The sequence below is a fragment of the Streptomyces sp. NPDC055140 genome, assembly GCF_053607285.1.
The window spans coordinates 63,695-90,340 of sequence record NZ_JBSGTG010000023.1 but is presented as its reverse complement, the minus strand read 5'-3'; the positions used below and the strand labels follow the sequence as shown (position 1 = coordinate 90,340).

Genomic DNA, 26,646 nt, shown 5'->3' with positions numbered 1-26,646 from the left:
CCTCGCCCTCGCACGCACCATCAGGAGACAGACGTGGCTCGGCGCCCCCTCCCCCGCATTCTGAGCAACGGCAGCGCCCCCATCGCCCGGAGCCGGGAACTGGCACGGACGGCAGCCGACGGGGCCACCGACGTACTCCATCCCCTGATCACGATCACCAAGGGCCTGGGCCGCCTGGCATCCGCCGGGCGTCACAAGTGGGCCGACACCCCGAAGGACCGGCGCGGACCGCTGTTGTTCCTGGTGGCAGCCCTGGTCCTGGTCGTGGTGCTGATTCCGTACGGGCCGCTGCTGGCGCTCATCACCCTGATGGCAGCGGCCGCATGGAAGGGCCGGGACCACACCCCGCCGGCGCCGACCGGCCCCGACGAGTCCCAGGTCGAGCGGCTCACCGCGCTCTACGAGGCACTCGTCCCGTACTTCTCCGTCCCAGAGGACCCGAGCCCACTCTTCGCCCACGGCGGCGAGTGGGAGAAGGCCTTCGAGTCGTACGACTTCGACGACGACGGGCGCGTCTCACGCATCGTGGTGCGCTACCCGGCGTATTTCACGGACGGCGAGGCCGACTCCCGCGCCCGCATCGAACAGCTCCTGCACGCCAAGTCGGGCCGGGGCCGCGAGTACCACTTCGAGTGGGACGAGGAGGGCAACCGGCTGGCGGTCACCGTCCTGCCCCCGCTGCCCACCGACATCGCCGCCCAGCGCTTCGTCACGGCACCCGGCGAAACGGTCCTCGGCTTCACCGACGAGAGCGGCACCCAGCGGACCCTCCCCCTCGGTGACGGCGACGAGCAGCGTGATGTGCCGCCCGTCGTCTGGCGTACAGGCATGCGCTCCACCGAGCCGCATCTCCTCGCCGTCGGCCACCCCGGCAGCGGGACGACCTCACTCCTGCGCTCGATCGCTCTCCAGGCCCTCCAGCACGGTGACGTCCTCATCGTGGAGGGCAACGGAACGGGCGACTACGCGTGCCTGACCGGACGCAGCGGTGTCCTGGCCGTCGAGTGCGGGCTCGCCGGCGCGCTGGCCAGCCTGGAATGGGCGGCCCACGAGACGGAGAGGCGCCTGATCTCCGCGAACCGGGCGCGCCAGGCCGGCCACCCCGCGCCCGAAGACACCCGGCGCCCCCTGTGGATCCTGTTCGACCGGCCCAGCGTCCTCGGTCATCTGGCCGCAGCCGACGGGCGCAAGGACCCGCAGACCCTGCTCCAGGTCCCTCTGCGGCACGGGCGCGCGGCCAACGTCACGGTCGTCGTGGCCGACCAGTTCGACAGCCTCGACTCCCTGACCGACGCCGTCTGTCAGCACACACGCGCGCGCGTGGTGCTCGGCCCGGCCACGTACGACCAGATCGAGGACGTCCTCGGGGTCGCGCCCCACACGACGCCCACCCCGGACGTCCCGGCAGGACGGGGTTACGCGCGCCTCGGCGCGGGAGCCGTCCACCGCCTCCAGGTGCCGGCCACCCCCGACCCGTACGACGACGCGACGAGTGACGCGGACCGGCAGGCGGTGCTCGCGCTCCTCCCGCAGCGGACGACGCCGGCCGACGACAGCCCGGAGGCCGAACCGGTCGTCGAAGCGGCCGAGCCGGTCGAAGCCGTGGAAGCGGTGGAAGCGGTGGGTACGGTGCGGACGGTCGCCGCCGAGGGGTGACGGCCGGGCCCCAACGGCCTATGCGATGAGCGTCCGCGGCGGCTCCGCCCCGGACGCTCCGCCTTCCCGCACGAGCCGCGCCGCCGCCGCGAGCCGCGCCGCCGCCTCGTCGGCGACCGCCCCGGAAACGGTGAACGGCAGCCGCACATAGCCCTCGAAGGCGCCGTCCACCCCGAAGCGAGGACCCGAGGGAACCCGTACGCCGACGCGTTCGCCGACCTCCGCGAGGCGGGACCCGGACAGACCTCCGGCGCGCACCCACAGCGTCAGCCCGCCGACCGGAACGTCGAACTCCCAGTCGGGCACCTCGCGGCGCAGCGCGGCGATCAGCGCGGCACTGTTGTCCCTCGCCTGGCTGCGGCGCAGCTCCACGGCCTCCTCCCAACCACCCGTACTGAGCAGCCAGTTCACGGCCAACTGCTCCAGGACCGGCGTGCCGAGGTCGGCGTAGGCGCGCGCGGCCACGAGGCTGCGGATCACATCGGGCGCCGCCCGCACCCAGCCGATGCGCATGCCCGCCCAGAAGGCCTTGCTCGCCGAACCGACCGTGATGACGGTGGAGCCCGCCGGGTCGAAGGCGCAGACGCGGCGGGGCATGTCCAGGTCGGGGTCGAAGTGGAGCTCGGTCATGGTCTCGTCGACGACGAGCACCGTGCCGGCCGAGCGCGCCGCCTCGACGAGCTGCCTGCGCTGGTCCTCGTCGGCGAGCGCCCCGGTGGGGTTGTGGAAGTCGGCGACGACGTAGGCGAGGCGGGGCGCCGCGTCGCGCAGGACCTGCCGCCAGCGGTCGAGGTCCCATCCCGCGAGCCCCTCGGCCATGGCGACCGGGACGAGCCGGGCGCCCTCCTCGCGCATGAGCTGGAGGATGTTGGCGTACGAGGGCGACTCGACGGCGATGCGCTCGCCGCGGCCCGCGAACAGATGACAGATCGCGTCGATCGCGCCCATCGCGCCGGTGGTCACCATGATCTGCTCGGGCATGGTCGGAATGCCGCGGGCGGTGTAGCGCTCGGCCAGCATCTCGCGCAGCGCGGGCAGGCCCGCCGGGTAGTCGCCGTGGGTGTGCGCGTAGGGCGGGAGTTCGCCGAGCGCGCCCTGGACGGCGCGGGTCAGCCAGGGCTCGGGGGCCGGCAGGGCCGCGGTGCCGAGGTCGATCATCGAGCCGAGGGCCTCGGGCGGCAGGGGCTCGAGGCCGCGCGCGGGCAGCGGGTTCCCGGCCGGCACGGCCGTCCAGCTGCCCGCTCCCCTGCGTGATTCGAGGAACCCCTCGCCGCGCAGCGCCTCGTAGGCGGCGGCGACGGTCGTGCGGCTGACGGCCAGGGAGACGGCGAGCTCGCGTTCGGCGGGCAGGCGCGCCGCGACGGGCACGCGCCCTTCGAGGACGAGGAGACGGATGCCGTCGGCGAGGGCGCGGTAGGCGGGCGGACGGCGGCTCCCGGGGCCCGGAGGGCGCGTCTGCTGGGAGGTGAGCAGCCGGGCGAGCTGAGCCGCGCCGACCGCCGAAGTCCACTGAGCCATGGAGTCCAGTCCACCTTCCCCGAATTGGCCATGGTTGGCCTGCGTTCCCAAGCCACAGAGTGTCATGCGACAGGCCACTACCACCACAGGGGGCTCCACTTGTCCGCGTCGTCCACGCCACCCGGACCGGGTCTCACCCGGCGCCTTCTCCAGCTCTACGTCGGCCTGGCGCTGTACGGCGTGAGTTCCGGCCTCCTCGTGAAGGCGGGGCTCGGCCTGGAGCCGTGGAACGTGCTCCACCAGGGCCTCGCCGAACTCACGGGGCTCTCCATCGGCGTCGTGTCGATCATCGTGGGCGCCCTGGTGCTGCTCCTGTGGATCCCGATCAAGCAGCGCCCCGGCCTCGGCACCGTCTCGAACGTCTTCGTGGTCGGCATCGCGATGGACGGCACGCTGGCCGTCGTCCCCGATGTGCACGCCCTCGGGATCCGGATCCCGCTGATGGTGGCGGCGATCGTCCTGAACGGCGTGGCGACGGGCCTCTACATCGCCGCCTCCTTCGGGCCCGGCCCGCGCGACGGCCTGATGACGGGGCTGCACCGGCGCACCGGCCGCTCGCTCCGGCTGGTGCGCACGACCATTGAGGTCGCGGTGGTCGTGACGGGCTTCGTCCTCGGCGGCACCATCGGCGTCGGCACCGTCCTGTACGCCGTGGCGATCGGCCCGCTGGCCCAGGTGTTCCTGAAGGTCTTCGCCGCCCCCGCGCCGCCCGAGGCACCCGCCTCGGTTGCCGGAGCGTCACCCGAAGGGGCGATACTTCCGCGGTGACCACGCGCGTACGCCATCCGTATCTCGACCGTTCCGGACCGCTGGCCTTCGCCCATCGCGGCGGGACGGCCGACGGTCTGGAGAACACGATGGCGGCGTTCCGGCGCTCCGTGGACCTCGGCTACCGCTACATCGAGACCGATGTGCACGCCACGTCCGACGGCACGCTCGTGGCCTTCCACGACGCGACGCTCGACCGGGTCACCGACGCGGCGGGCCGGATAGCGGACCTCCCTTGGAGCGATGTGCGCCACGCGCGCGTGGCCGGCCGCGAACCGGTGCCGCTCTTCGAGGAACTTCTGGAGACCTTCCCCGACGTTCACTGGAACGTGGACGTCAAGGCCGAATCCGCGCTGCTCCCGCTGCTCGGTCTGATCGGCCGCCTGGACGCGTGGGACCGGGTCTGCGTCGGCTCGTTCTCGGAGGCCAGGGTCGCCAGGGCGCAGTCCCTCGCGGGCCCCCGCCTCGCCACGTCGTACGGCACGCGTGGCGTGCTCGGCCTGCGGCTGCGGTCCCTCGGGCTGCCCGCGGCGCTGCGCCCTTCGGCGGTGTGCGCCCAAGTGCCCGTGGCCCAATCGGGGATACGCGTCGTCGACCGGCGCTTCGTCCGCGCGGCCCACGCGCGCGGGCTCCAGGTCCACGTGTGGACGGTCAACGACCGCGCACAGATGGGTGAACTCCTCGACCTCGGCGTGGATGGCATCATGACCGATCACATCGAGACGCTGCGTGACGTGCTCAAGGACCGGGGAGCCTGGACCTGACGGCCCGCCGGCCGCGTCCGGACACGGGGACAGCGAGGGGGCGCGGGTGGGCAGCGACACCGTGCGGGCGGAGCCGGCGGACGACGAGGCGGCGCAGCGGCGCCGGGAGCAGCGCGGCTGGTACTTCTACGACTGGGCGTGCTCGGTCTACTCGACGAGCGTCCTCACGGTGTTCCTCGGGCCGTATCTGACGGCGGTCGCCAAGTCGGCGGCGGACGCGGACGGCTTCGTGCACCCGCTGGGGATACCGGTCCGGGCCGGCGCCTTCTTCGCGTACACCGTCTCCGCCTCGGTGATCATCTCGATCCTGGTGATGCCGCTCGCGGGTGCGGCCGCCGACCGTACGGGCCGCAAGAAGCCGCTGCTCGCGGTCTCGGCGTATCTGGGGGCCGCGGCGACCGCCGGGATGTTCTTCCTGGACGGGGACCGCTATCTGCTGGGCGGGTTCCTGCTCGTCGTCGCCAATGCCTCACTCGCGGTGTCGATGGTCCTCTACAACTCGTATCTGCCCCAGATCGCGCCCCCCGAGGAACGCGACGCGGTCTCCTCGCGCGGCTGGGCGTTCGGCTACGCGTCCGGGGCGCTCGTCCTCGTGGCGAACCTCGTCCTGTACTCCGGCCACGACTCCTTCGGTGTGTCCGAGTCGACGGCGGTACGGATCTGCCTGGCCTCCGCGGGCGTGTGGTGGGGCGCGTTCACGCTCGTGCCGCTACGGCGCCTACGGGACCGGCGCACGGCACCCGCCGGTGACGAAGCGGCCACCGTGCCCGGCTGGCGTCAACTGGCCTCGACCGTGCGCGACATGCGCCGCCGCCCGCTGACGCTCTCGTTCCTGCTCGCCTATCTGGTCTACAACGACGGCATCCAGACGGTGATCTCGCAGGCATCCGTGTACGGCTCGGAGGAGCTCGGCCTCGACCAGTCGACGCTCATCGTGGCGGTGCTGCTGGTCCAGGTCCTTGCCGTGGCGGGTGCGCTCGCGATGGGGCGCCTCGCTCGTACGTACGGCGCGAAGAACACGATCCTCGGCTCGCTGATCGCCTGGACGGTCACGATCGGGGCCGGTTACTTCCTGCCGTCGGGGGCGCCGGTGTGGTTCTTCGCGCTGGCGGCCGGGATCGGGCTCGTGCTCGGCGGCACGCAGGCGCTGTCCCGTTCCCTTTTCTCGCATCTGGTGCCGGCCGGCAAGGAGGCCGAGTACTACTCCGCATACGAGATGAGCGACCGGGGGATGAGCTGGCTCGGGCCGCTCGTTTTCGGCCTCGCGTACCAGCTGACCGGCAGTTATAGGGACGCCATCGTGTCCCTGGTGGCGTTCTTCGTGATCGGCTTTGTGCTGCTTGCCCGGGTTCCGGTGAGGCAGGCGGTGCGCGACGCGGGAAATCCCGTACCCACCCGGATTTAGCACCTGGAGCCAAAGGCCGGTAGTGTACGCGTTTGGCCTGCCAGGCGTACCGTTACTGCACGTCAATATCGCAAAACGCTGGGTGACATCTGCTGGCAGATGTGACAAACCAGGCGCCGGTGGGTACAACAAGGGGCGGCTACGACGGCGACGCATGACCCGGAACGGGAATCTTTACCGCCGACCGGACGTTGACCGGATGACGACGACAGCGACACCTGTCCTGTGGGCGACAAGCCCGGGAGGCACGATTCATGAGTGAGCGAGCTCTTCGCGGCACGCGCCTCGTGGTGACAAGCTACGAGACGGACCGCGGCATCGACCTGGCCCCGCGCCAGGCCGTGGAGTACGCATGCGAGAAGGGACATCGCTTTGAGATGCCCTTCTCGGTGGAGGCGGAAATTCCGCCGGAGTGGGAGTGCAAGGTCTGCGGGGCCCAGGCACTTCTCGTGGACGGCGACGGCCCTGAGGAGAAGAAGGCCAAGCCGGCACGTACGCATTGGGACATGCTGATGGAGCGGCGTACCCGCGAGGAACTCGAAGAGGTCCTCGAGGAGCGGCTCGCCGTTCTCCGATCGGGCGCCATGAACATCGCGGTGCATCCGCGCGACAGCCGCAAGTCCGCCTGATCCCTCGGGAGCAGCGGGAGCGCGACTGACAAAAGCCGTGGGCCGGACACACGTCATGTGTGTCCGGCCCACGGCTTTTCGCGCGTCCGGCGCCGATCTGCGCATGCCCCGCACCGGGCGGGGCTCAGTGAGCTTCTGAGCCCCGAGCGGGCTCAGGGAGTGATCGGGGGTCGGGGACCCGCTTCGGGGCGCTGTGCGGGCCGCTCGTCGCTCTTGATCACCTCGCCCTGGATGACCGTGCCGTCGGGCCGGTGCATCCGGGCCTGCTGGAAGGCGTCGCCCAGGGTCCCGGGGGTGGCCGACTGCATCTTCCGCTCGATGGTCCGCTCCGTGTAGTGGCTCAGCGCCGTGCGGACGGGCGGGACGAGCAGGAGAAGGCCCAGAGCGTCGGATGCGAGGCCGGGGATCATCAGGAGCAGGCCCGCCAGCATCAACAGACCGTTGCCGCCGGAGCGCTGCTCACCCGCCGGGACCGCGCCGCTCTGCTGCTGTTGCAGCGTCTCGCTCAGATTCTTGAAGGCCCGACGCCCGGCGCGCTTGATGACGACGGCACCGAGCACGATCCCGGCGAGCAGCAGCAGGAAGACGGTGAACCCGCCGACCGCGCCCGCCACCAAGGTCAGCAGCCAGATCTCCAGGACCAGCCATGCGGCGATACCGAGCGGCAGGAACGTGCGCACCCGGGAACGCCGGGGCGGGGCGGGGCGCGAAGGGGGCGGTGTGCCTGTGGTCATGCCCCCAGTGTGCCTGGGCCCCGGCACGAGTGGCGTAAGCAGGAGATCAAGATCGACAAAGGGTGCGGCTCAGGGCTGCTTGCGGCCGATCACACGTCCCATGCGCTCCCCCACACCCCACGCGGTGACCCGCCACAGCGCCTCGACGACGATGTCACGGCTCATCTTGGAGTCGCCGAGCTCGCGCTCGACGAACGTGATGGGCACTTCGACGACGTGATAGCCGGCCCTGACCGCACGTCGCGCGAGGTCGACCTGGAAGCAGTAGCCCTGGGAGGAGACCTCGCCGAGCCCGAGGCCTTCGAGGGTCTCGCGGCGGAAGGCGCGGAAGCCGCCGGTGACGTCCCGGATCGGCACGTCGAGCAGCAGCCGCGAGTACGTGCTGCCGCCGCGGGAGAGGAACTCGCGCGACTTGGGCCAGTTGACGACCCGTCCGCCCGGCACCCAGCGCGAGCCGAGCACGAGGTCGGAGCCCTTCAGCGCGGTCAGCAGCCGGGGCAGCTCCTCGGGCTGATGGGAGCCGTCGGCGTCCATCTCCACCAGGACGCCGTAGCCGTGCTCCAAGCCCCAGCGGAAACCCGCGAGATAGGCCGCGCCGAGACCTTCCTTGCCCTGTCGGTGCAGGACCTGGACCTGGTCATCGGCCGAGGCGAGCTCGTCGGCGAGTTTTCCCGTGCCGTCGGGGCTGTTGTCGTCGGCGACGAGGACATGCGCCTCGGGCACGGACGCGCGCACCCGGCCGACGATCGACTTGATGTTCTCCGCCTCGTTGTAGGTCGGGATGATCACCAGCGCCGTACCGAGAGGACCGAACTGCCGCCCACCGCCGTCGTTCACAGCTTCCCCTTAAGACTCCTGTACGAGGGGACCACCATAGCGAGGCCGCTTGTCGGCGCAGGTAAGGCGCCCTGCACGAAGGTGCGGGATCGGGGCCCGGTGCCCTTCGGGCCGACCTGGGACCCGCTGGCTGCGGGTCTACCGAGAGCCGTTGTCTACTGAGCTTCCGGGCCCCACCCGGGTCGCACCGTCCCCCGTGCTCCCGCGGAGCAGGGAGGGACCGCCATCCGGCCGGAACGTTCCAGCGCCCCATGGCGCGGGTGCTGGGCCTGGCTCCCAGTGGCGGTGCGCCGGTGCGGCACACCGCCCCATGACCCAGCGGCGTTCATCGACTGCGCGGAGGTTCCCCGGCCGGACGTCCAGTGGTGGACCCGGCAGAACCTACCCGTCGACCGCGCCCAGCTGTCAACACCCGTTTGAGCTGCGGTGATTGGGGAAACCGCCTGGTCAGTGCCGAGGATCCGCAGGTCGCGCGAACGTGCGGCGGACGGCAATCGGCGGTACGGCGACCGCCGACATCACTCGTCCGGCCCTACGTACACGGTCCGCCCGCCGACCACCGTGCGCAGGCAGAGCGGCAGTTGGGCCCCCGGCGTGAGATCCGGGAGGCCCGGAGTCCCCGAGCGCGGGTCGGTCGACCAGCGCGCGACGCGGTCGTCCGGCGCCTGGACGACGAGCTCCTCGGTGCGCCACACGGCGTAGTCCGCCGGGGCGCCCGGGACCAGGATGCCCGCGTCGTCCCGGCCGACGGCGCGCCAGCCGCCGCGGGTGTGCGCGGTGAACGCGGCCCGCACGGAGACCCGGTGCTCGGGCGTGCGGTGGAAGGCCGCGGCGCGGACCGTGCCCCACGGGTCGAGCGGGGTGACCGGGCTGTCGGAGCCGAAGGCCAGCGGGACCCCGGCGCGCAGGAGGGCGGCGAACGGGTTGAGGGCGCGGGCCCGTTCGACGCCGAGACGGTCGGCGTACATGCCGTCCTCGCCGCCCCACAGGGCGTCGAAGGCGGGCTGCACGGAGGCGGTGAGGCCGAACTCGGCGAAGGAGGCGATGGTCTCCGGCGACAGCATCTCGGCGTGCTCGACGCGGTGCCGTGCGGCCCTGACGCGGGCGAGGCCGACCTTCTCGGCGGCGGCGCGCACGCCGTCCACCACGGCGGTCACCGCGGCGTCCCCGATGGCGTGGAAGCCCGCCTGGAGCCCCGCCTCGGTGCAGGCGACGACGTGGGCGGCGACGGCGTGGGCGTCCAGGTAGGAGGTGCCGGTGTGCCCGGCGGCCGCGTCTGCGTACGGCTCGTGCAGACAGGCCGTGTGGGAGCCGAGGGCGCCGTCCACGAAGAGGTCGCCGGCGGCGCCGACGGCGCCCAGTGCGCGGGCCCGCTCGATGTCCAGGTCGGCCCAGTAGCCGACGACCCGGGGGCCGGACTCCTCGGTGGCCAGGCGCAGCAGGCCCGTGAAGTCGTCCTCGGAGGAGATGTCGGGCCCACCGCACTCGTGCACGGAGCCGATCCCCAGGGAGGCCGCGTGCCGCAGGGCCGCGCGCTGGGCCTCCGTGCGCTGCTGGGGGGTGACGGCGGCGTGGGCGGCGGCGCGCACGGCGTGGTGGGCGTCGCGGGTGAGCGGCCCGTCGGGGGTGAATCCGGGGAGGTCCGCGAGGCCGGGGACGAGGTCGAGCAGGGCCGTGGTGACGGCGGCCGAGTGGACGTCGATGCGGGAGAGGTAGAGCGGGCGGCCGCCGGTTGCCTCGTCGAGCTCGGCGCGCGTGAGGGGCTCGCCGTCGGGCCAGCGGGCGGCGTCCCAGCCGTGGCCGAGGAGGATCCGGTCCGTGGGGCGGGCGGCCGCGTGGGCGCGGACGAGGGCGAGCGCCTCGCCCCGGCTGCGGGCCGCGGAGAGGTCGAGGCCGGTCAGGGCCAGCCCCGTCGACGTGGTGTGGACATGGGCGTCGGTGAACGCGGGAGTGACGAGGGCGCCTTCGAGGTCGACGACCTCGTCGACCCCCTCGGCGAACGCGTCGGCCGCGCCTTCGGAGCCGACCCAGGCGACATGCCCACGCTCGACGACCATGGCCGTGGCGAAGGGGTCGGCGGGGCTGTGGACGTCGCCACCGCGCAGAAGGACGGTGCGGGACTCTGCCGGTGCGGGCGTGGGGGTCGTACTCATGGGGACAGTTTCCCGCCTTTGTGCCCCCGAGCCGCACCCGGGGGCCCGCAGCGGTCGGACCCGTGCCGGTCAGACGCGGGGCGGCCGTGCCTCGTACGGGGTGGAGAGGACCACGGTCGTGCGGGTGGAGACGCCGGCCAGGGAGCGCACCCGGGCGAGCAGGTTCTCCAGGTCGTGCGGGGTTTCCACGCGGACCTTGAGGATGTAGTTCTCGTCGCCGGCGACGCTGTGGCAGGCCTCGATCTCGGGGACGCCGGCCAGGCGTTCCGCGATGTCGTCGGGGGCGCTGGGGTCGAACGGTTTCACCGAGATGAAGGCGGTGAGCGACAGGCCGACCGCCTCGGGGTCGACAACTGCGGCATAGCCGCGGATGACCCCGCGCTGTTCGAGGCGGCGCACGCGCTGGTGCACCGCGGACGTGGACAGGCCGGTGGCCTTGCCCAGGTCGGTGTAACTCATCCGCCCGTCCTTGACGAGCAGCTGCACGATCTGTCGGTCGAGCTCCTCCATGGCGCAGAACCTACAGTGCCCTTGATCCCCGGGGATACCCGAGTGATCCCCGGGGATACCCGAGCGGGCCATGGCGGCGGGTACGCCTACCTGCCGCCGAGCATCCGCAATCACCATGTGACGAAGACCACACCTGTCGAACCGTGTCCAGGCGCGTGCCACGATTACCCCCACGACGGGACGGGAAGTGCTTGCTGTGGTCGAGGCCGCAGCGCCTTGTCGGCCCACCCGAGGGGGAGAGTCCCATGCAGAATGTGAAGCGTCCCGGTCGTCCTGCCCGCAGCCGGCAGCAGCCGGTGATCGAGCCCGAGCCGGAGGGTGTCGAACCGGAGGACACCGGAATCGACGCGTTCGACGCGTACGACACCTTCGAGATGTACCGGGTGTTCTGCCCGGACTGCGCGCAGCCGATCGCGCTGCTCGCCGACGAGGACGTGCTGCCCGAGCACGCGCTGTGCGCCTCGCCGTGGAACCCGTTCGGTCTCACGGTCTGCGCCGGTACGGGCCGCGCGGCGGCCGACGCCCGGCCCGCCGACGACTCGACGGAGGCTCAGGAGCAGGACGCCGCACTTCTGTTGACGCTGCCTCAGGGTCTTGACTGGCGGATGCAGCCCTTCTCGCACGTGGCCGGCCCGGGTTCGCGCCCGCTGCGCATCCCCGAGCAGGTGCGCCGCACGGCCGCCTGACGACGCCTCAACTCCAGTAACTGCCCTGCACCATGGCCCGCAGACTGGCGTGGTGCAGGATCAGTGTGTCCGGATCGTCCGGCACGGCCACCTCCCCGAAGTACGCCTGCCGATAGGCGACGCGCAGCATCACGATGGCGTGGCGCAGGGCGGCGTACAGGGTGTGGAAGTCCATGTCGCGCGGTGTGTGGCCGGTGAGTTGGGCGTAGCGCCGCTCGATGTCCGCGCGACGCAGGAAGCCGGGCAGACCGGCCTGGCCGAAGCTCTCGGTCAGGTCCTGGAAGAAGCGGTGCAGGTACACGGTCCAGCCGAGGTCGACCTCGCGCGGGGCCAGGGCCGCCATTTCCCAGTCGAGCACGGCGGCAGGTTCGAAGCCGTCGTAGATGATGTTCCCGATGCGGGCGTCGCCCCAGTTGAGGACGGGTTCGCCCTCGTCGGCGGGCCAGAGTTCGGCGAGCCGGTCGAAGGCGCTCTCGATGAGCGGTGACGGCGGCAGACCGTCCACCACCCAGGCGTAGTAGGCGCGTTGGGCCTCGACGTGGCGGCGCAGGGCGCTTCCCTGACCGGGCGCGGCGAGGAACTCGGCCTCGGACGCCGCGACTCCGTCGTGCAGGCGGGCGATGAGGCCTACGGTCGCGTCCTGGAGCCGCGCGCGCTCGGCGTCCGTCGCGGAGTGCAGCCAGTTGCCTTCATACGTGTAGGGCATGACGTCCGGCGGTACGCGGCCCTCGACACGCTCCATCACGAAGAACGGGGCGCCCAGCGGCCCGGGATCCTCCTCGAGCCACAGAACCCGCGGCACCGGCACCCCGGTGCGCTCGGCGGCGAGCCGCATCGTGCGGTACTGCCGTGGCATGTCGTAGTCGGGGAAGATCGTGTACGCGGACGGGTCGGCGGCGAGTCTCAACGCGCAGGAGCGGACCGGGGGTTCGGGGTGTTCGATGTCGAAGAGCAGGGTCTCGCTGGACATGCCGTTGGACTCGGGGACGGTCACGTTCACCGCTTCGGCGCCCGGTAGACGGACGGCCAGCCACGAGGTGAGCTTCCGGGCCACCTCCTCCGGGTCGCGGGTACTGGTGCGCGGTCGGGGTGCTGTCGCCATCGCAGGCTCCTTTCAGGGCGCCACGGAGTCGTAGCCGGTGAAGCCGCTCGGGTCGTGCCTGCCGAAGCTGCCGTGCTCGAAGATGCCGTGGCCGACCTGGCCGTCCAGGGTGAAGCGCGCCGCGTGGTCGATGACGCCGTAGGCGGCCAGTGGGTGGGCGGCGGGGTCGGAGAGGTCGTAGCTGCGGCGGTCGGTCCAGTCGCGGCCGCGCCAGGTGCCGTGCTGCCAGTCGTCCGCGGGCGGGTAGCCGGCGCCGACGGCGAGCGGGGACGAGGCGAGGATCTCGACGCCGAGTTCCAGGGGTTTGCGGGAGAGCGGGTCGGCGAGGTGGACGACGGCGCTCTCGGGGTGGCGGGTGCCGGTCCGGTAGGTGATGTCGGCCTGGGGCCAGCCGAGTTGGAGGTCCGGGTGACCGTCGCGGACGAGGGTGGCGTCGTTGAGGGTGCGGTAGCCGTCGGCGTCCTCCTGGACGATCACCATCAGGAAGCGGTCGTCGAAACGGACCGGTGACCAGATCCAGTGGAAGCCCTCGGTCCTGTTCTCCTCGGCGAGCCGGCCGCCCTCCTCGCCGGGGACCGGGCGCACGCCCCAACTGCGGTCGCGGGTGCCGGTCCAGCCGTCGAGGGACACCTCGCGCCCGCCGACGCGGAGCCGGCCGTCACAGCGCCCGGCCTGCACGAAGCGCCTGCCCTCAAGGGTGAGGCGGCCGCCGCGCCGCTGCGTGTGGTGGGGCTCCCAGAGCGCCGGAAAGGCCGCCGACCAGTTGATCTCGTACGAGAGTCCGCCGGGGTCGTCCGGGTCGGCCTCACAGGTCAGGACGAAGTCCTTCAGGGGACGTTCCACCTGGATCCGGAGCGGGCCGACGGCGAGTTCCATGCGGGTGTCGTCGCGCAGGGCGTCGGAGGCGCGGACCGCGTGGAGGGTGTCGCCGACGCGCAGGGTCGCGTACGCGTCGATGACGCCGAGGTTCGGGTAGACGCCGAGGCCGAGGATGAGCAGGAATTCCCCGGTGGGGTCGACGAGGTGGAAGATGCACCGGTCGTAGGCGTTGCGGTCACCGGTCGCGACATGCTTCATGGACAGCGGGACCTGGTGGACCGGGTATTCGTCGAGCGCGACGGGGCGGTCGTCTGCCACGCGTTTCCTCCCTGGGCGTACGGCGGTTGACGTCGCCCGGAGGGGTGCGGCCCCCGGCGGCGGAGTTGACGGTACGTCAGCTGAGCCGCCGGAGCCAGATGCGTGCGCCGGCCCGGATGCGGGGACGGCCGGATCAGGCCGAGCCCGCGGGGCCGGTGATCCGGCCCGGTCCGAACGGGAGCCCTAGAACGCACGCCCCCATGCCCCGAAGGGTGACCTGCCCGCCGCGGGCGCGTTGGCCTGGGCATGACCCTTACGCAGACCGCCACCGGCCGCCGCAGGCGCCTCCTGGTCCCCACCACCGAAGAATCGGTTCCGCAGCCGCCGCCCCCGGAGCGCCCCGCGCCCCAGGACCCGCCGATCTACCGCGCCCTGGTCAGCCACTGGGCCGACCGTGGCAAGACCCTGCCGGGACGCCACGATCCGGAGTGGGCCCGGCTGGTGGCGTCTCCGGTCAGAACCGGGCAGTTCAGCGGGTTTCAGGACCGGCGAGGTGCCGCGCGATGACCATGCGCTGGATCTGATTGGTGCCCTCCACGATCTGCAGCACCTTGGCCTCGCGCATGTAGCGCTCGGCCGGGAAGTCGGCCGTGTAGCCGTACCCCCCGAGTACCTGGACGGCGTCCGTGGTGACCTTCATCGCCGTGTCCGTGCACATCAGCTTGGCCATGGCCGCCTGCTTGGAGAAGGGCCGGCCCGCGTCGCGCAGGCGCGCCGCCGTCAGATAGAGCGCACGGCCGGCCTCGATCTGCGTGGCCATGTCGGCGAGCATGAAGCGCAGGCCCTGGAAGTCGGCGATGGGCCGCCCGAACTGCTCGCGACCCGTGGCGTACGAGACGGCCTCGTCAAGGGCCGCCTGAGCCACGCCGATCGCGCAGGCGGCGATGCCGAGCCGCCCCGAATCGAGGGCGGAAAGCGCGATCGCGAAGCCCTGTCCCTCTTCGCCGATCCGGCGCGCGTCGCTCACACGCACCCCGTCGAAGTGGACCTGCGCCGTGGGCGAGCCCTTCATCCCCATCTTCTTCTCGGGCGCCGCCGCGCTCAGCCCCTCGGCGTCACCCGGGACCAGGAACGCGGTGATGCCACGCGCCCCCTCTCCGCCGGTGCGCGCCAGGACGGTGTAGAAGTCGGCGACGCCGCCGTGCGTGATCCAGGCCTTGGTGCCGGTGATCACCCAGTCGTCGCCCACGCGGACCGCCTTGGTCCGCAGCGAGGCGGCGTCCGATCCCGAGGACGGCTCGGAGAGGCAGTACGCGCCGAGCAGGCCGCCGCCGAGCATGGCGGACAGGTGCTCGGTCCGCTGCTCCTTGGTGCCGAAATTGGCCAGTGCGTGACAGGCCAGCGAGTGGACGCTGACGCCGAGGCCGACGGTGAGCCGGGCGGCGGCGAGCTCCTCCAGTACCTGGAGGTAGACCTCGTACGGCTGGTCGCCGCCACCGAAGTCGGAGTCGTAGGGGAGGCCGAGCAGACCCGACTCGGAGAGCAGTGAGAACGTCTCGCGCGGGAAGCGTCCGGCGTCCTCCTCCTCGGCCGCGCTCGGAGCGATCTCGCGCTGCACGAGCTCACGTACGAGCGAGAACAGATCCCGGGCCTCGTCCGTGGGCAGTTGACGGTCCACCGGCTGCGGGGCGCGGTCGGGCATATCGACGCTCTCCTCCCTGTCGGGCACTGCGGCGGTCGCGCGCGGGGTGGTGCGGCGGCGCCGTGTTCGAGCCGCCACCGAGGGCTCCCCTCCGGGTCTCGGACGGGCGCTGACCAGCGGCTGCGGCCCGTTGAGTATGCCTGTTCGACGGCGGCCAGTCACCAGTTAACGACCGCTTACTTCAAAGATACCGAAAAGACGGCGGAGAGGCGGCCGGGAGCGGCCCGGAGCCCCCACGGGAGGCCGCTGGATCCCCGCCCCGAAGCCGCCGGTCGCCCGAACCGAAAGCCGCCGAGCCCCGAGCGCATTGGTCCGCACCATTGACCCCACTGGTCTAGTCCTCCTAAGGTTCCCTGCAACGTCTTAACGCGTTCATGCCAAAGACTCATGGCGCGCATCTCGCGTGACGACGCCCACGAGGTCCACAGCAAATCCCCCCACGCTCCCCTCCCCCACGAGGAGACACGATGCTCAGACCGCACCGTCCACGCGCCTCCTTCCGGGCGCTCCTGTCCGCCGTGTGTTGCGCCGTTCTCGGCGCCGGACTGCTCGCCTCCGCGGGCACCGCCGCGGCACAGAACGACGTCGGCCCCCAGGAAGCCGCGGCCGGTTCGAAGGTCGTCGGCTACTTCACCGAATGGGGTGTCTACGACCGGAACTACCACGTCAAGAACATCGAGACGTCCGGCTCGGCCGACAAGCTCACGCACATCAACTACGCCTTCGGCAACGTCACCGGCGGCAAGTGCGCGATGGGCGACTCGTACGCCGCCACCGACAAGGCGTACACCGCCGACCAGGCGGTGGACGGCGTCGCCGACACCTGGGACCAGCCGCTGCGCGGCAACTTCAACCAGCTGCTCAAGCTGAAGAAGCTGCACCCGAACCTCAAGATCCTCTGGTCCTTCGGCGGTTGGACCTGGTCGGGCGGGTTCACCGACGCGGCCAAGGACCCGGCCGGGTTCGCGCAGTCCTGCTACGACCTGGTCGAGAACTCCAAGTGGGCCGATGTCTTCGACGGCATCGACATCGACTGGGAGTACCCCAACGCCTGTGGCCTGTCCTGCGACACGAGCGGGCGCGACGCCTACAAGAACCTGATGAGCGCGCTGCGTTCGAAGTTCGGCTCCAGCGCGCTGATCACGTCCGCGATCCCGGCCGACGCCTCCGACGGCGGCAAGATCGACGCCACCGACTACGCCGGCGCCGCCCAGTACGTCGACTGGTACAACCCGATGACGTACGACTACTTCGGGGCCTGGGACGCGCAGGGGCCGACCGCCCCACACTCGCCCCTGACCTCGTACAGCGGCATCCCCAAGGCGGGCTACAACACCGACGCCACCATCACCAAGCTCAAGGGCCTCGGCGTCCCGGCCTCGAAGCTGCTGCTCGGCATCGGCTTCTACGGGCGCGGCTGGACCGGCGTCACGCAGTCGGCGCCCGGCGGCACGGCCACGGGCCCGGCGGCCGGCAAGTACGAGCAGGGCATCGACGACTACAAGGAGCTCAAGTCGAAGTGCCCGGCGACGGGCACGGTGGGCGGCACCGCCTACGCGTACTGCGGCAACAACTGGTGGAGCTACGACACCCCGGCCACCATCGCCGGGAAGATGGACTACAAGAACCAGCAGGGCCTCGGAGGCACCTTCCTCTGGGAGCTCAGCGGTGACACGACGAACGGCGAACTGATCAAGGCGGTCAACTAGCCACTCAAGTACGGCACTTGGGGCGGGGGATGCGCGGCGTCCCCCGCCCCTTCGCGTCGCGTCAGGGCCTCGCGGGCGCCGGGCAGTCCGGCTCGAACTGCTCGATCACTCGCAGGGTCTCGCCGAGCAGGCGCACCAGGAGTTCGCGCACCGTGTCCCTGCCAGGGGTGCGGTCGCCGATCCAGTCGAGCGTGATCCCCTCGACGCTGCACAGCCAGCCGAGCAGCGCCATCCGCGCGACCCGGGGAATGTCGCGGCGTCCGTACGCGCCCTCGGCGATGGTGGCGATCATCGTCTCGCGCACCCCGTCCCGTATGGCGTGCACCTCGGCGTCGAAGCCGACGCCGCCGCTGATGATGGTCCGGTACGCGGCCTGGTGGTGCTCGGCGTAGCGGAGATAGCCGTCGATGGTGCGGTGCACGCGGTCCACGGGCGTGAGGTCGCCGACGCCGCCCGCGCGCGCGACCAGGTCGGCGACGGACTCCTCGACGATCGCGAGGTAGTAGCCGCGCTTCGACTTGAAGTAGTAGTAGATCAGCCCCTTGGCGACGCCCGCGTGCCGGGCGATGTCGTCCATCGACAGCGTGTCGTAGGACGTGTCGGCGAACAACTTCCGCCCGATGGTGATGAGTTCGGCGCGGCGCGCCACGGACCGGTCGGTGCCGCGCGCCTGCGGGCGCCCGAGACCGGAGCCCGATACGCGCTGTTGACTACTATTCAATTTCAGCCCTGGTCTCCAACTGCCGGCGGGACATCCGCGGTTTGAACCTTCCCACGCACTCCCCCTTGCCCGCGCGCTCCTTGCGCATGCGGACGACGTACGGGAGGAACAGTGAGCGAAGCACACCGGCATGGCACAACGAACCGGAAGAAGACGGCAGTTGTGGCGCTGCCCGCGGTCGGCACGATGGCCTCAGTGATGGCGCAGGACGCGCTCGCCGCGCCGTTCGCCCTCTCCGGGCACCAGCTTCCAGGTCTCCTCGGGCAACCTGCAAAGCCAGGGGCTCTCGTCGTACGTCCAGTCGGACCCGGACGCCGACTACGAGGGGCACCCCGTGGCGCTCCTCGGGATCGGGAACGCGACGCCGAGCGACATCTGCCAGGCGGCGGAGGTCAAGACCCCCGTCGGGACAGTGGTGTTCAAGCTGACGGCGGGCGGTGACGCGGGCAAGGTCACCGCGAGCAATCTCCCGTGCGGTGGCTCTACGGGCTCGCGGGGCTCCCGGACCGGCACCGGCGCGTCGAGCCCGGCACCGGGCAGAGCCGGGTCACATCAGGCCGGCCTGCGTGACGAACATGGCGAGGACCACCACGAAGGTCCAGCCGAGAACGTGCTCCAGGATCTTGGGGCCGTTGTCCTTGGGACCGCCGGTGCGGGTCCGGGCGGCGCGGTTCGTGACGGTGGTCGCGGTCATGGCATCTCGCTGAGGTCGTCCGGCAGTGGCATCCCCCCACTGACCCTTCCACGATGCCACCGCCGCGGCCGGTTGTGGGCGAGAGCTTGGTCACGCACAACTACCCTGCGGCGTCGCGCGCCTCACATCGGTGACACACCTGCGAGGGAAGGCCGCCGGCACCGATGCCGGGCCCCCCGGACCGGGGCGTGGATCCGGTCACGAGCCGATCCGCTCGTGGAGTCGTCGCGGGCATGCCGCGGCCCCTCCCGGTCGCGTCGGGAGGGGCCGCGGCAGGTGCCTCAGCGGACGCCGACCGCCTCGAGCGCGCGGCGCTGCTTCGAGGTCGGGTGGGCCGGGAAGTACAGGTAGCAGACGCCACCGGTGCCGGACACGACCTTGCCGGTGGCGTTGTACCTCTTGGTACGGAGCCAGATCTTCTCCCACTCGGCCCGCTTGTAGACGCGGCGCACGGCCGGGTCGCTGGGCGACGCCGGGTCGTTGGCGATCACGTCGCCGTCCGCGGTGAAGCCGATCACCGTCATGAGGTGTCCGGACGTCCCGTACCCCGCCCCCGTCAGCTCCTCCTTGAGGAACGACTGCGACGTTATGGCCGGGATCCCCGCCGCGATCAGGGTCTCCAGATCACCGAGCGAGCCGAGCCGCGTGACGACGCCCTGGAGGTCCTTGTACGTCGCCGCGTAGGCCGCGTTGAAGGGCCAGTTGCCGCAGCCCTCGTACTGGTAGTCGTACGTGAAGCGGGCCGCGTGGCAGACCTCCGGGTCCGCGTAGTCCGGGTTGACCCAGGAGAGGTCGTCCGACGAGGGCTCGCGGCCCCAGTACTCGATGATCATCTGCGAGGACGTGGGGCTGCACCAGGCCTCGCCGCCGTTGTCATACTCGGGGTACTGGCCCGCGTGGATGCTCTGCGAGAAGCGCGGAACGGACAGCTCCTTGGCGAGCCCCGGCTCCGAGGCCGGGACCGAGAAGCGGTCGGGGACGTCGGAGCCCATGGCCCCGAGCCGCCACACGAGGGGCGAGGCCTTGGAGCCCGGCGCGCGGTACAGGGTCAGCCGCAGGCGGTACGAGACGAGGCGCAGTCCCGAGGCCACGTCGTCGATCGAGAAGGTGTCCGTCCAGATACTGGACTTGCCGTCCGACTGGTCGTCGACGGAGGTCCGCCGGATGTCCTGGTCGCTCGCGGCCCAGCGGCCCATCACGTACCAGGGCGTCGCCGCCCCGTCGGAGTATGTGCCCTGGAGTTCGATCTGGATCCAGGTACCGGCCGGGGTGCGCGCGTTCCAGGAGGCGATGACCTCGGTGGCGGGCACCGAGAGGCGATGGGCCGGGGAGGTCCACCGGCCGTACTCCCAGGTGGCGGTCTTGCCCGTGTGCGGATCCGTGTAGTCGGTGCGGCCCTCGGGGGTCGCGAGCGTCAGGCCAGGGCGGGACCCGGCGACCGTGCGGGTGCCGGCCGCCGTTCCGGAGCGCCAGTCCGAGTGCGAGGTCCAGGCGTGGTTGTCCACGAGGCGCGGGGCGGCGGGGGCCGGTGCGCCGGTGCCGGCGACGGCGGTACCCGCGGACGTGGCGAGCGCCGCTGCGCCCGCGGTGGCCGCGGCGGCGGTGAGCAGGGTTCTGCGGGACAGAGGTTCGGGTCGGGTCATGGGCGGGGCTCCCCCAGTCGACGAGATATCCGTAAAGGGGCGGGTGAGGTGCACGACAGTGCGCCAACTATGGCCGGTACCCGCTGACTTCCACCAGCGTTTCCGGCCCTGTCGTGGCTACCAATATTGGCCTGTACCACTGGCATGACCTGCGGCGGCGCGCGGGAAACCGGCCGGGCGCCTCCCGTACCCTTGCGGGCGATGACCTTCCAGCACCTGCCGCTCCCCCGGCTCGCCGCGACACTGCGCGTCCTGCCGCCCTCCTGCGGCCCGGTCCGGCTGATCGCCGTCGACGGCCACGCGGGCTCCGGCAAGTCGACGTTCGCCGCCCGGCTCGCCGAGGCGCTCGGTCAGGCGCCCGTCCTGCACCTCGACGATCTCGCCAGCCACGACGCCCTCTTCGGCTGGACGGCGCGGCTGCGCGAGCAGGTCATCGATCCGCTCTCCCGCGGCGAGAGCGCCCGGTACGAGCCGTACGACTGGAACGCCCGGCGCTTCTGCCCGCCGCGCGCCCTGGCGCCCGCGCCGGTGGTCCTGATGGAGGGCGTGGGCGCGGGCCGGCGCGCGGTACGGCCGTTCCTGGCGTGCCTGTTGTGGATGGACACGCCCGAGGAGGTGTCCTGGGAACGGGGGCAGCGACGGGACGGACCGGCGCAGAGCGAGTTCTGGGACGGCTGGATCCGCGCGGAGCGCGCGCACTTCGCCGACGACCCCTCGCGCCCCTTCGCCCAGACATTGGTACGCGAGTGTCCTGAGGGCTACGAGGCATGTCAGATGCCTCCTGGGACCGGACTTTCGACGCCTTCCGTCACTCACCGTGAAGGGCCGTCGGCAGCGCGCTGACCCTTCCAGAAGTGCCTTTCGCCAGTTTCCGCGAGTGCCTCAACTCGGCTTGACCGAGGGGCCGTACAGGACTTACGTTCTGAATGTGCGGCCTTTCGGGGCCGCCGGCAGACGCGAAGCCCCCGGTTGTTCCCCCGTGATCGGGGGCTTCGTTCTGCCCTGTTCACCCCTTCGGGGGTGCGGTGAGCCCTGATTCGTTCACCCTCGGTCACCGTCCGGCCCCGCCCACACCTGCGCCGTCCGCCTCGGATCCGGGCCTGCGGCGGCCTCGGCCGACGACTGCTGCGCAGGTACGATGCCTCTCGGTGCGGCTTACGGACGGCTCGCGGTCCGCACCATGACAACTCCCGTCCACAGCACATCGGTTCGGCGCAGGAGCCGGCGGGCACCGGCCCGGCGGCGTACCACGGGGGCACGGTTTGTGGGGGACGTGATGGACTTCGGCACACAGGGCTCGCCCGGCCCGGCCGACCTCGCCTGGGTGCGTGGCGTGGACGCCTACACCATGGGCGCCTATCCGCAGGCCGAGGAGGAGTTCCGGGCCGCGGTCCGGATGGATCCCGGCATGGCCGACGGCTGGCTGGGGCTGCACGCGTTACGCATCGACACGACGACGGCGCTGCTGCGCATGTTCCGGCACCGCGACCGGTTCGGCGAGCAGCGCACCCGGCACCGGCGCACCTTGAACTCCTGGTACTGGCTCGGCTGGTGGGTACAGCCCGTCCTGGAGCGGCCGCGCGATCTGCTGCTCGCCCACGCCTCGCACTGGCTCGACGGGCGCCATGTCCCGGACCTGGACGGGGCGTTGGCGACGCTGCCGCGAGTGGACGCCGATCCGCAGGTGCGGTTCCTGCACGCCTGCCGCGCCTACCTCGTCAAGGACTGGGAGCAGCTGGTCCGGCACACGGACCCGCTGCTCGACGACGGGCTCCTCGGCATCGAGGCCGGGCTCTTCGGCGGGATGGCCCGGGTGCGCCTGGAGATGTACGGGCAGGCCGAGCCACTCCTGTCCGCCGCGCTGATGCGCTGCCGGAGCGAGCAGCCCCAGCGCAAGGAGCTGCGCTACTGGCTGGCCCGCGCGCACGAGGGCACCGGCCGCTCCGCCGCCGCGCTCCCCCTGTACCGGGCCGTGCACCGCGTGGACCCCGCGTTCATGGACACCTCGGCCCGCCTCGCGGCCATCGCCGAGAGCGACGGGTACGGCGACTTCGGCGACGGCACGGACCTCAGTCCCCTCACGATGACCGGGCTCGGCCAGGACGTGCTGGACGGCTCCGAGTCGATGGACCCGCTGTACGAGGGCGACGGCCGGGACCTGAAGGTGAGCGAGCCCGATCTGCCGCCGCCCGGCGCCGTGTCCGCCGAAACCGACGCGGTCCGCGAGAAAGCCGTCGTACCGATCACGCCGCAACTACCCGCCGGCCCCGCCGACCCCGCACTGCTCGAGGAGGCCCTCGCCGAGCTGGAGCGGATGGTCGGCCTGGAACCCGTGAAGCGGCAGGTGAAGGCACTCTCGGCGCAGTTGAACATGGCGCGCCTGCGGGCCGGGCAGGGCCTGCCCGTGCAGCCGCCGAAACGGCACTTCGTCTTCTCGGGCCCCTCCGGCACCGGCAAGACCACCGTGGCCCGCATCCTCGGCCGCGTCTTCTACGCGCTCGGGCTGCTCGGCGGCGACCATCTCGTGGAGGCCCAGCGGGCCGACCTGGTCGGCGAGTATCTGGGCCAGACGGCCGTGAAGGCGAACGAGCTGATCGACTCGGCGATCGGCGGCGTCCTGTTCGTCGACGAAGCGTACGCCCTGTCGAACTCGGGCTACGGCAAGGGCGACGCGTACGGCGACGAGGCGCTCCAGGTCCTCCTGAAGCGCGCCGAGGACAACAGGGACCACCTCGTGGTGATCCTCGCGGGCTACCCGGAGGGCATGGACCGCCTCCTCGCGGCAAACCCCGGACTGTCCTCGCGCTTCACGACGCGGGTCGACTTCCCCTCGTACCGGCCCCTCGAACTCACCGCGATCGGCGAGGTGCTCGCCGCGGAGAACGGGGACGTGTGGGACGAGGAGGCCCTCGACGAACTGCGCTCCATCAGCGGACACGTCGTCGACCAGGGCTGGATCGACGAGCTCGGCAACGGAAGGTTCCTGCGGACGCTGTACGAGAAGTCGTGCGCCTACCGGGACCTGCGGCTGACGGGCTACACGACGACTCCGACGCGGGACGACCTGTCGACGCTGCGGCTGCCCGATCTGATGCAGGCGTACGGCGAGGTCCTCTCGGGGCGCGGGCCCCAGGATCCGTCCGCGATGTGACATGGCGAAGGGGCGGGCCCGATCCGGGACCCGCCCCTTCGCCGTGTGCGCCTGTCAGCCGGCCAGCGCCTCCTCCGGCGCCTCGGCCCGCGGCTCCGCCACCCGCGCCCCGGGCGCCGGGGCGTCCCGGTGCGCGGGGTCACGGACCTCGCCGACGAGCATCTCCAGGACGTCTTCCAGGGCGACCAGGCCGAGGACCCGGCCCGAGGCGTCGGCGACCTGCGCGAGGTGCGTCGCGGCGCGGCGCATCACCGTCAGGGCGTCGTCGAGCGGGAGTTCGGCGCGCAGCGTCGTCATGGGACGCCAGATCTGCTGCGGCACCGCGCGGTCGTGGTCGGCGGAGTCGATCAGGTCGAGGACGTCCTTCACATGCAGATAGCCCATGAAGGCGCCCCCCTCCGCGCAGACCGGGAAGCGGGAGTAGCCCGTACGGCCGGTCAGCTCGATGACCTGGCCGGGGGTGACCGAGGGGCCGACCGTGACCAGGGACGCCCGGTCGAGCAGGACGTCGGTGACCGGGCGCGAGCCCAGCTCCAGGGCGTCCTCCAGGCGCTCCTGCGCCTCGGGTTCGAGCAGCCCCGCCTGTCCGGAGTCCTCGACGAGACGGCCGAGCTGCACGCTGGTGAAGACCGCCTCGACCTCGTCCCTCGGCTCGACCCCGAACAGCTTCAGCACGAGCCGGGCACAGGCGCCGAGAGCGACGGTGACCGGCCGGCACAGCCGGGCGAAGGCGACCAGGCCAGGGCTGAACCAGAGGGCGGTCTTCTCCGGCGCCGCCATCGCGAGGTTCTTCGGGATCATCTCGCCGATGACGAGGTGGAGGCTGACGACGGCGGCGAGCGCGATGACGTAGCCGAGAGGGTGGATCATTCCCTCGGGCAGGTGCATCGCCTCGAAGAGCGGCTCCAGCAGATGGGCGACCGTCGGCTCGGCGACCGCGCCGAGCGTCAAAGAGCAGACGGTGATGCCGAACTGGGCCGCCGCCATCATCTGCGGCAGGTGCTCCAGGCCGTACAGGACCTGGCGGGCCCGCTTGGTGTCCAGGGGCTCGATCTGGCTGCGGCGCACGGAGACGAGGGCAAACTCCGCGCCCACGAAGAAACCGTTGGCCAGCACGAGGAGGAGGGCGAAGAACAGTTGGAGCGCGCTCATCGGGCGGCCTCCGCCAGCTGGGCGGCGTCCGCGGTCCGTACGATCCGGACGCGCTCCGCGCGGTAGTGGTCGACCTGACGCACCGCGAGCCGCCAGCCGGGCAGCTCGGCCCGGTCACCGGGCGCGGGGATCCGTCCCAGCAGATCGGCTACGAGACCTGCGACGGTCTCGTACGGGCCTTCCGGTACGTCGAGTCCTATGCGGCGCAGGATGTCGACCCGGCAGCTGCCGTCGGCGTCCCACGCGGGGCGGCCGTCCTCGGACGGGGCGACCGCGAGCTCGGGCAGGTCGAAGCGGTCGTGCTCGTCGCGGACCTCGCCGACGAGCTCCTCGACGATGTCCTCCAGGGTGACGACCCCGGCCGTGCCGCCGTACTCGTCGACGACGACGGCTATGGGCTGCTCACTGCGCAGGCGCTCCAGGAGGGGCTGCACGGGCAGCGTCTCCGGGACGAGCAGCGGGGCCTGGGCGATGCGGCTCACGGGAGTGCGCAGCCGCTCGTGCGCGGACACCGCGAGGGCGTCCTTGAGGTGCACCATGCCGACGATCTCGTCGATCCGCTCGCGGTAGACCGGGAAGCGGGAGAGGCCGGTGGCGCGCGTGAGGTTGACGACGTCCTCGGCGGTCGCCGAGGACTGGAGCGCGCTGACCTTCACGCGCGGCGTCATGACGTGCTGGGCGGTGAGCTCACCGAGGGACAGGGTGCGGACGAACAGGTCCGCCGTGTCCTGCTCCAGGGTGCCCGCCTGCGCGGAGTGCCTGGCCAGGGAGACGAGTTCACCGGGGGTGCGGGCCGAGGCCAGCTCGTCGGCGGGCTCGACGCCCAGGGCGCGTACCGCGCGGTTGGCCACGGCGTTGAGCAGCGCGATCACGGGCCTGAAGAGGCGCGAGAACACGTGCTGGGGGCCCGCGACGAACCGTGCGACCTGGAGCGGCTTGGACACCGCCCAGTTCTTCGGCACCAGCTCGCCGATCACCATCTGCACGGCGGAGGCCAGGAGCATGCCGAAGACGACGGAGACGCCGCCGACGGCGCCTTCCGGTACACCGACGGCGGTGAAGGGCCCCGCGAGCAGCGTCGCGAGCGCCGGTTCGGCGAGCATGCCGACGACCAGTGAGGTGATGGTGATGCCGAGTTGGGTGCCGGAGAGCTGGAAGGACAGCTCCTTGAGGGCGTTCACGACGGTACGGGCCCGTCGGTCGCCGTCGGCCGCGGCCTTCTCGGCGTCGGCGCGCTCCACCGTGACGAGGCCGAACTCGGCCGCCACGAAGAAGCCGTTGGCCAGGATCAGCAGGAATGCCGCTCCGAGGAGCAACAAGGGGATGGTCATGCCGCCGCCTCCGCGCACACAACGCGCAATTCGGTCGCGCTATGTCGGGAGGGGGCGGCGCATGTACTGCAGGACGAACCGTCCATCGCCGGAGGGAGTCACTCCTCGGTTAGCAGGAAACCCCCGGGGCCCTGGCGGACCCGTAGTCGGGAGCGGGGCGGCGATGTGCGCGCGCCCCGCCACCAGATTAATCAAGACAGGGGTGGAAGCGTCAGGGCGTGCGGCCCTGAGTCAGCCCTGAAGTTCCCCGGATCGTCCGGAAACTACGGAACGGGCCTCGGTGAGGGCGCGCAGGGCACGCGCGTCGGCGAGGGCACGCTCCTTGGCCATGGCGGGCTGGATGCCCATGGCGGCCAGGCTCGTGCCGTCGCTGAGGTTGAGGAACACCCAGGGGTCGCCGGGCCGCAGGGTGACCTGGACGATCTCCGCCCAGGCCAGGCGGCGGCTGCGGGCGATGTTCACCACGGTGACGCCCTCGTCGTCCGCCACGACCTTGGGCCGGGCGAGCAGGACGAGCCCGCCGACGAGGAGCGCCCCGGTGAAGATGAAGGTGAGACGGTCGCCCGGGTTGAGGCCGCCCAGCATGAGGGCGATGGCAGTGAGAGTGACGAACATCGCGCCGCCGAGGCCGAGCAGGACCGCCCGGGTGCGGGCAGGCCGGAAGGTGACGGGCAGCGTGGGGACTTCGGACATGAGTGCGGTCC

The 26,646-nt window shown here is 71.7% G+C and carries 23 protein-coding genes and 1 pseudogene; 10 read left to right on the top strand and 14 right to left on the bottom strand.

Translation table 11 applies throughout. The features are described 5' to 3' along the window. The first annotated feature begins 33 nt into the window (after positions 1–33). The gene (locus ACWFR4_RS34725) at positions 34–1,656 is read left to right on the top strand and encodes a hypothetical protein (RefSeq protein WP_453457524.1); all 1,623 of its coding nucleotides are present in this window, start codon (positions 34–36) and stop codon (positions 1,654–1,656) included. A gap of 18 nt (positions 1,657–1,674) precedes the next feature. Here the strand turns inward: ACWFR4_RS34725 and ACWFR4_RS34720 are convergent, their stop codons facing one another. Beyond that, complete coding sequence (locus ACWFR4_RS34720; RefSeq protein ID WP_453457521.1) at positions 1,675–3,174, bottom strand: SCO1417 family MocR-like transcription factor; 1,500 nt, start codon at positions 3,172–3,174, stop codon at positions 1,675–1,677. A gap of 99 nt (positions 3,175–3,273) precedes the next feature. Here ACWFR4_RS34720 and yczE point away from each other — a divergent pair, with 99 nt between their 5' ends. The 4 genes from yczE (at position 3,274) to ACWFR4_RS34700 (ending at position 6,740) form a co-directional block, all read left to right on the top strand. Then, positions 3,274–3,942 carry a membrane protein YczE gene (gene yczE / locus ACWFR4_RS34715; protein WP_453655984.1) on the top strand — a complete coding sequence of 223 codons (669 nt, stop codon included), beginning with the start codon at positions 3,274–3,276 and terminating at the stop codon, positions 3,940–3,942. Further along, positions 3,939–4,706 (top strand): glycerophosphodiester phosphodiesterase, encoded by a 768-nt coding sequence (locus tag ACWFR4_RS34710; protein ID WP_453655983.1) that lies wholly within the window; start codon positions 3,939–3,941, stop codon positions 4,704–4,706. The genes yczE and ACWFR4_RS34710 overlap by 4 nt, the downstream gene beginning before the upstream one ends. A gap of 46 nt (positions 4,707–4,752) precedes the next feature. Beyond that, a complete protein-coding gene (locus ACWFR4_RS34705; RefSeq protein WP_453457512.1) occupies positions 4,753–6,111 on the top strand; it encodes an MFS transporter in 1,359 nt (452 codons plus the stop codon). A 254-nt stretch (positions 6,112–6,365) separates the two neighbouring features. Further along, entirely contained in the window at positions 6,366–6,740 is a 375-nt protein-coding gene (locus ACWFR4_RS34700; RefSeq protein ID WP_003977404.1) for an RNA polymerase-binding protein RbpA, read from the top strand. Between the two features lie 152 nt (positions 6,741–6,892). Here ACWFR4_RS34700 and fxsA read toward each other — a convergent pair whose 3' ends face one another. The 4 genes from fxsA to ACWFR4_RS34680 all read right to left on the bottom strand — a co-directional run bounded on the left by fxsA (position 6,893) and on the right by ACWFR4_RS34680 (position 10,974). Further along, complete coding sequence (gene fxsA, locus ACWFR4_RS34695) at positions 6,893–7,474, bottom strand: FxsA family membrane protein (RefSeq protein ID WP_453655982.1); 582 nt, start codon at positions 7,472–7,474, stop codon at positions 6,893–6,895. A 69-nt stretch (positions 7,475–7,543) separates the two neighbouring features. Continuing rightward, complete coding sequence (locus ACWFR4_RS34690) at positions 7,544–8,311, bottom strand: polyprenol monophosphomannose synthase (protein WP_227293592.1); 768 nt, start codon at positions 8,309–8,311, stop codon at positions 7,544–7,546. 518 nt (positions 8,312–8,829) lie between these two features. Beyond that, positions 8,830–10,464: an amidohydrolase gene (locus tag ACWFR4_RS34685; RefSeq protein WP_453468058.1), complete on the bottom strand. Its 1,635-nt coding sequence runs from the start codon at positions 10,462–10,464 to the stop codon at positions 8,830–8,832. A 69-nt stretch (positions 10,465–10,533) separates the two neighbouring features. Further along, the gene (locus ACWFR4_RS34680; protein ID WP_100597468.1) at positions 10,534–10,974 is read right to left on the bottom strand and encodes an Lrp/AsnC family transcriptional regulator; all 441 of its coding nucleotides are present in this window, start codon (positions 10,972–10,974) and stop codon (positions 10,534–10,536) included. Between the two features lie 245 nt (positions 10,975–11,219). Here ACWFR4_RS34680 and ACWFR4_RS34675 point away from each other — a divergent pair, with 245 nt between their 5' ends. Continuing rightward, on the top strand, positions 11,220–11,660 hold the full coding sequence (locus tag ACWFR4_RS34675) for a hypothetical protein (protein ID WP_116503506.1): 441 nt from the start codon (positions 11,220–11,222) through the stop codon (positions 11,658–11,660). A 7-nt stretch (positions 11,661–11,667) separates the two neighbouring features. On the opposite strand, the gene ACWFR4_RS34670 is transcribed toward ACWFR4_RS34675, so the two are convergent. The 3 genes from ACWFR4_RS34670 to ACWFR4_RS34660 form a co-directional block, all read right to left on the bottom strand. Next, complete coding sequence (locus ACWFR4_RS34670; RefSeq protein WP_453655981.1) at positions 11,668–12,762, bottom strand: phosphotransferase family protein; 1,095 nt, start codon at positions 12,760–12,762, stop codon at positions 11,668–11,670. A 12-nt stretch (positions 12,763–12,774) separates the two neighbouring features. Further along, on the bottom strand, positions 12,775–13,899 hold the full coding sequence (locus tag ACWFR4_RS34665) for a hypothetical protein (protein WP_453468061.1): 1,125 nt from the start codon (positions 13,897–13,899) through the stop codon (positions 12,775–12,777). A 469-nt stretch (positions 13,900–14,368) separates the two neighbouring features. Continuing rightward, a complete protein-coding gene (locus ACWFR4_RS34660; protein WP_453468065.1) occupies positions 14,369–15,541 on the bottom strand; it encodes an acyl-CoA dehydrogenase family protein in 1,173 nt (390 codons plus the stop codon). A 467-nt stretch (positions 15,542–16,008) separates the two neighbouring features. Between ACWFR4_RS34660 and ACWFR4_RS34655 the strand changes: the two genes are divergently transcribed. Further along, a complete protein-coding gene (locus ACWFR4_RS34655; RefSeq protein WP_453655980.1) occupies positions 16,009–17,250 on the top strand; it encodes a glycoside hydrolase family 18 protein in 1,242 nt (413 codons plus the stop codon). Positions 17,251–17,311: 61 nt separating this feature from the next. Here the strand turns inward: ACWFR4_RS34655 and ACWFR4_RS34650 are convergent, their stop codons facing one another. Beyond that, entirely contained in the window at positions 17,312–17,971 is a 660-nt protein-coding gene (locus ACWFR4_RS34650; protein ID WP_453655979.1) for a TetR/AcrR family transcriptional regulator, read from the bottom strand. Between the two features lie 268 nt (positions 17,972–18,239). On the opposite strand from ACWFR4_RS34650, the pseudogene ACWFR4_RS34645 reads away from it, so the two are divergent. Continuing rightward, positions 18,240–18,380: pseudogene (locus tag ACWFR4_RS34645) on the top strand (DUF6230 family protein); the annotation flags it as partial. A gap of 138 nt (positions 18,381–18,518) precedes the next feature. Here ACWFR4_RS34645 and ACWFR4_RS34640 read toward each other — a convergent pair. Both ACWFR4_RS34640 and ACWFR4_RS34635 read right to left on the bottom strand, forming a co-directional pair. Continuing rightward, on the bottom strand, positions 18,519–18,665 hold the full coding sequence (locus ACWFR4_RS34640) for an SCO1431 family membrane protein (RefSeq protein WP_116503494.1): 147 nt from the start codon (positions 18,663–18,665) through the stop codon (positions 18,519–18,521). 281 nt (positions 18,666–18,946) lie between these two features. Next, positions 18,947–20,308: a peptidase C39 family protein gene (locus tag ACWFR4_RS34635; protein WP_453655978.1), complete on the bottom strand. Its 1,362-nt coding sequence runs from the start codon at positions 20,306–20,308 to the stop codon at positions 18,947–18,949. Positions 20,309–20,509: 201 nt separating this feature from the next. Between ACWFR4_RS34635 and ACWFR4_RS34630 the strand changes: the two genes are divergently transcribed. Beyond that, positions 20,510–21,151 carry a uridine kinase family protein gene (locus ACWFR4_RS34630; RefSeq protein WP_453469044.1) on the top strand — a complete coding sequence of 214 codons (642 nt, stop codon included), beginning with the start codon at positions 20,510–20,512 and terminating at the stop codon, positions 21,149–21,151. Positions 21,152–21,584: 433 nt separating this feature from the next. Further along, positions 21,585–23,459: an AAA family ATPase gene (locus tag ACWFR4_RS34625; protein WP_453469045.1), complete on the top strand. Its 1,875-nt coding sequence runs from the start codon at positions 21,585–21,587 to the stop codon at positions 23,457–23,459. A gap of 54 nt (positions 23,460–23,513) precedes the next feature. On the opposite strand, the gene ACWFR4_RS34620 is transcribed toward ACWFR4_RS34625, so the two are convergent. The 3 genes from ACWFR4_RS34620 to ACWFR4_RS34610 form a co-directional block, all read right to left on the bottom strand. Beyond that, positions 23,514–24,611, bottom strand: a complete 1,098-nt coding sequence (locus tag ACWFR4_RS34620; RefSeq protein WP_327577027.1) for a hemolysin family protein — start codon at positions 24,609–24,611, stop codon at positions 23,514–23,516. Further along, positions 24,608–25,942: a hemolysin family protein gene (locus ACWFR4_RS34615; protein WP_453466469.1), complete on the bottom strand. Its 1,335-nt coding sequence runs from the start codon at positions 25,940–25,942 to the stop codon at positions 24,608–24,610. Before ACWFR4_RS34615 ends, ACWFR4_RS34620 begins: the two co-directional genes overlap by 4 nt. Before the next feature lie 231 nt (positions 25,943–26,173). After that, positions 26,174–26,635 (bottom strand): PH domain-containing protein, encoded by a 462-nt coding sequence (locus ACWFR4_RS34610; RefSeq protein WP_453466471.1) that lies wholly within the window; start codon positions 26,633–26,635, stop codon positions 26,174–26,176. Positions 26,636–26,646 lie beyond the last annotated feature (11 nt).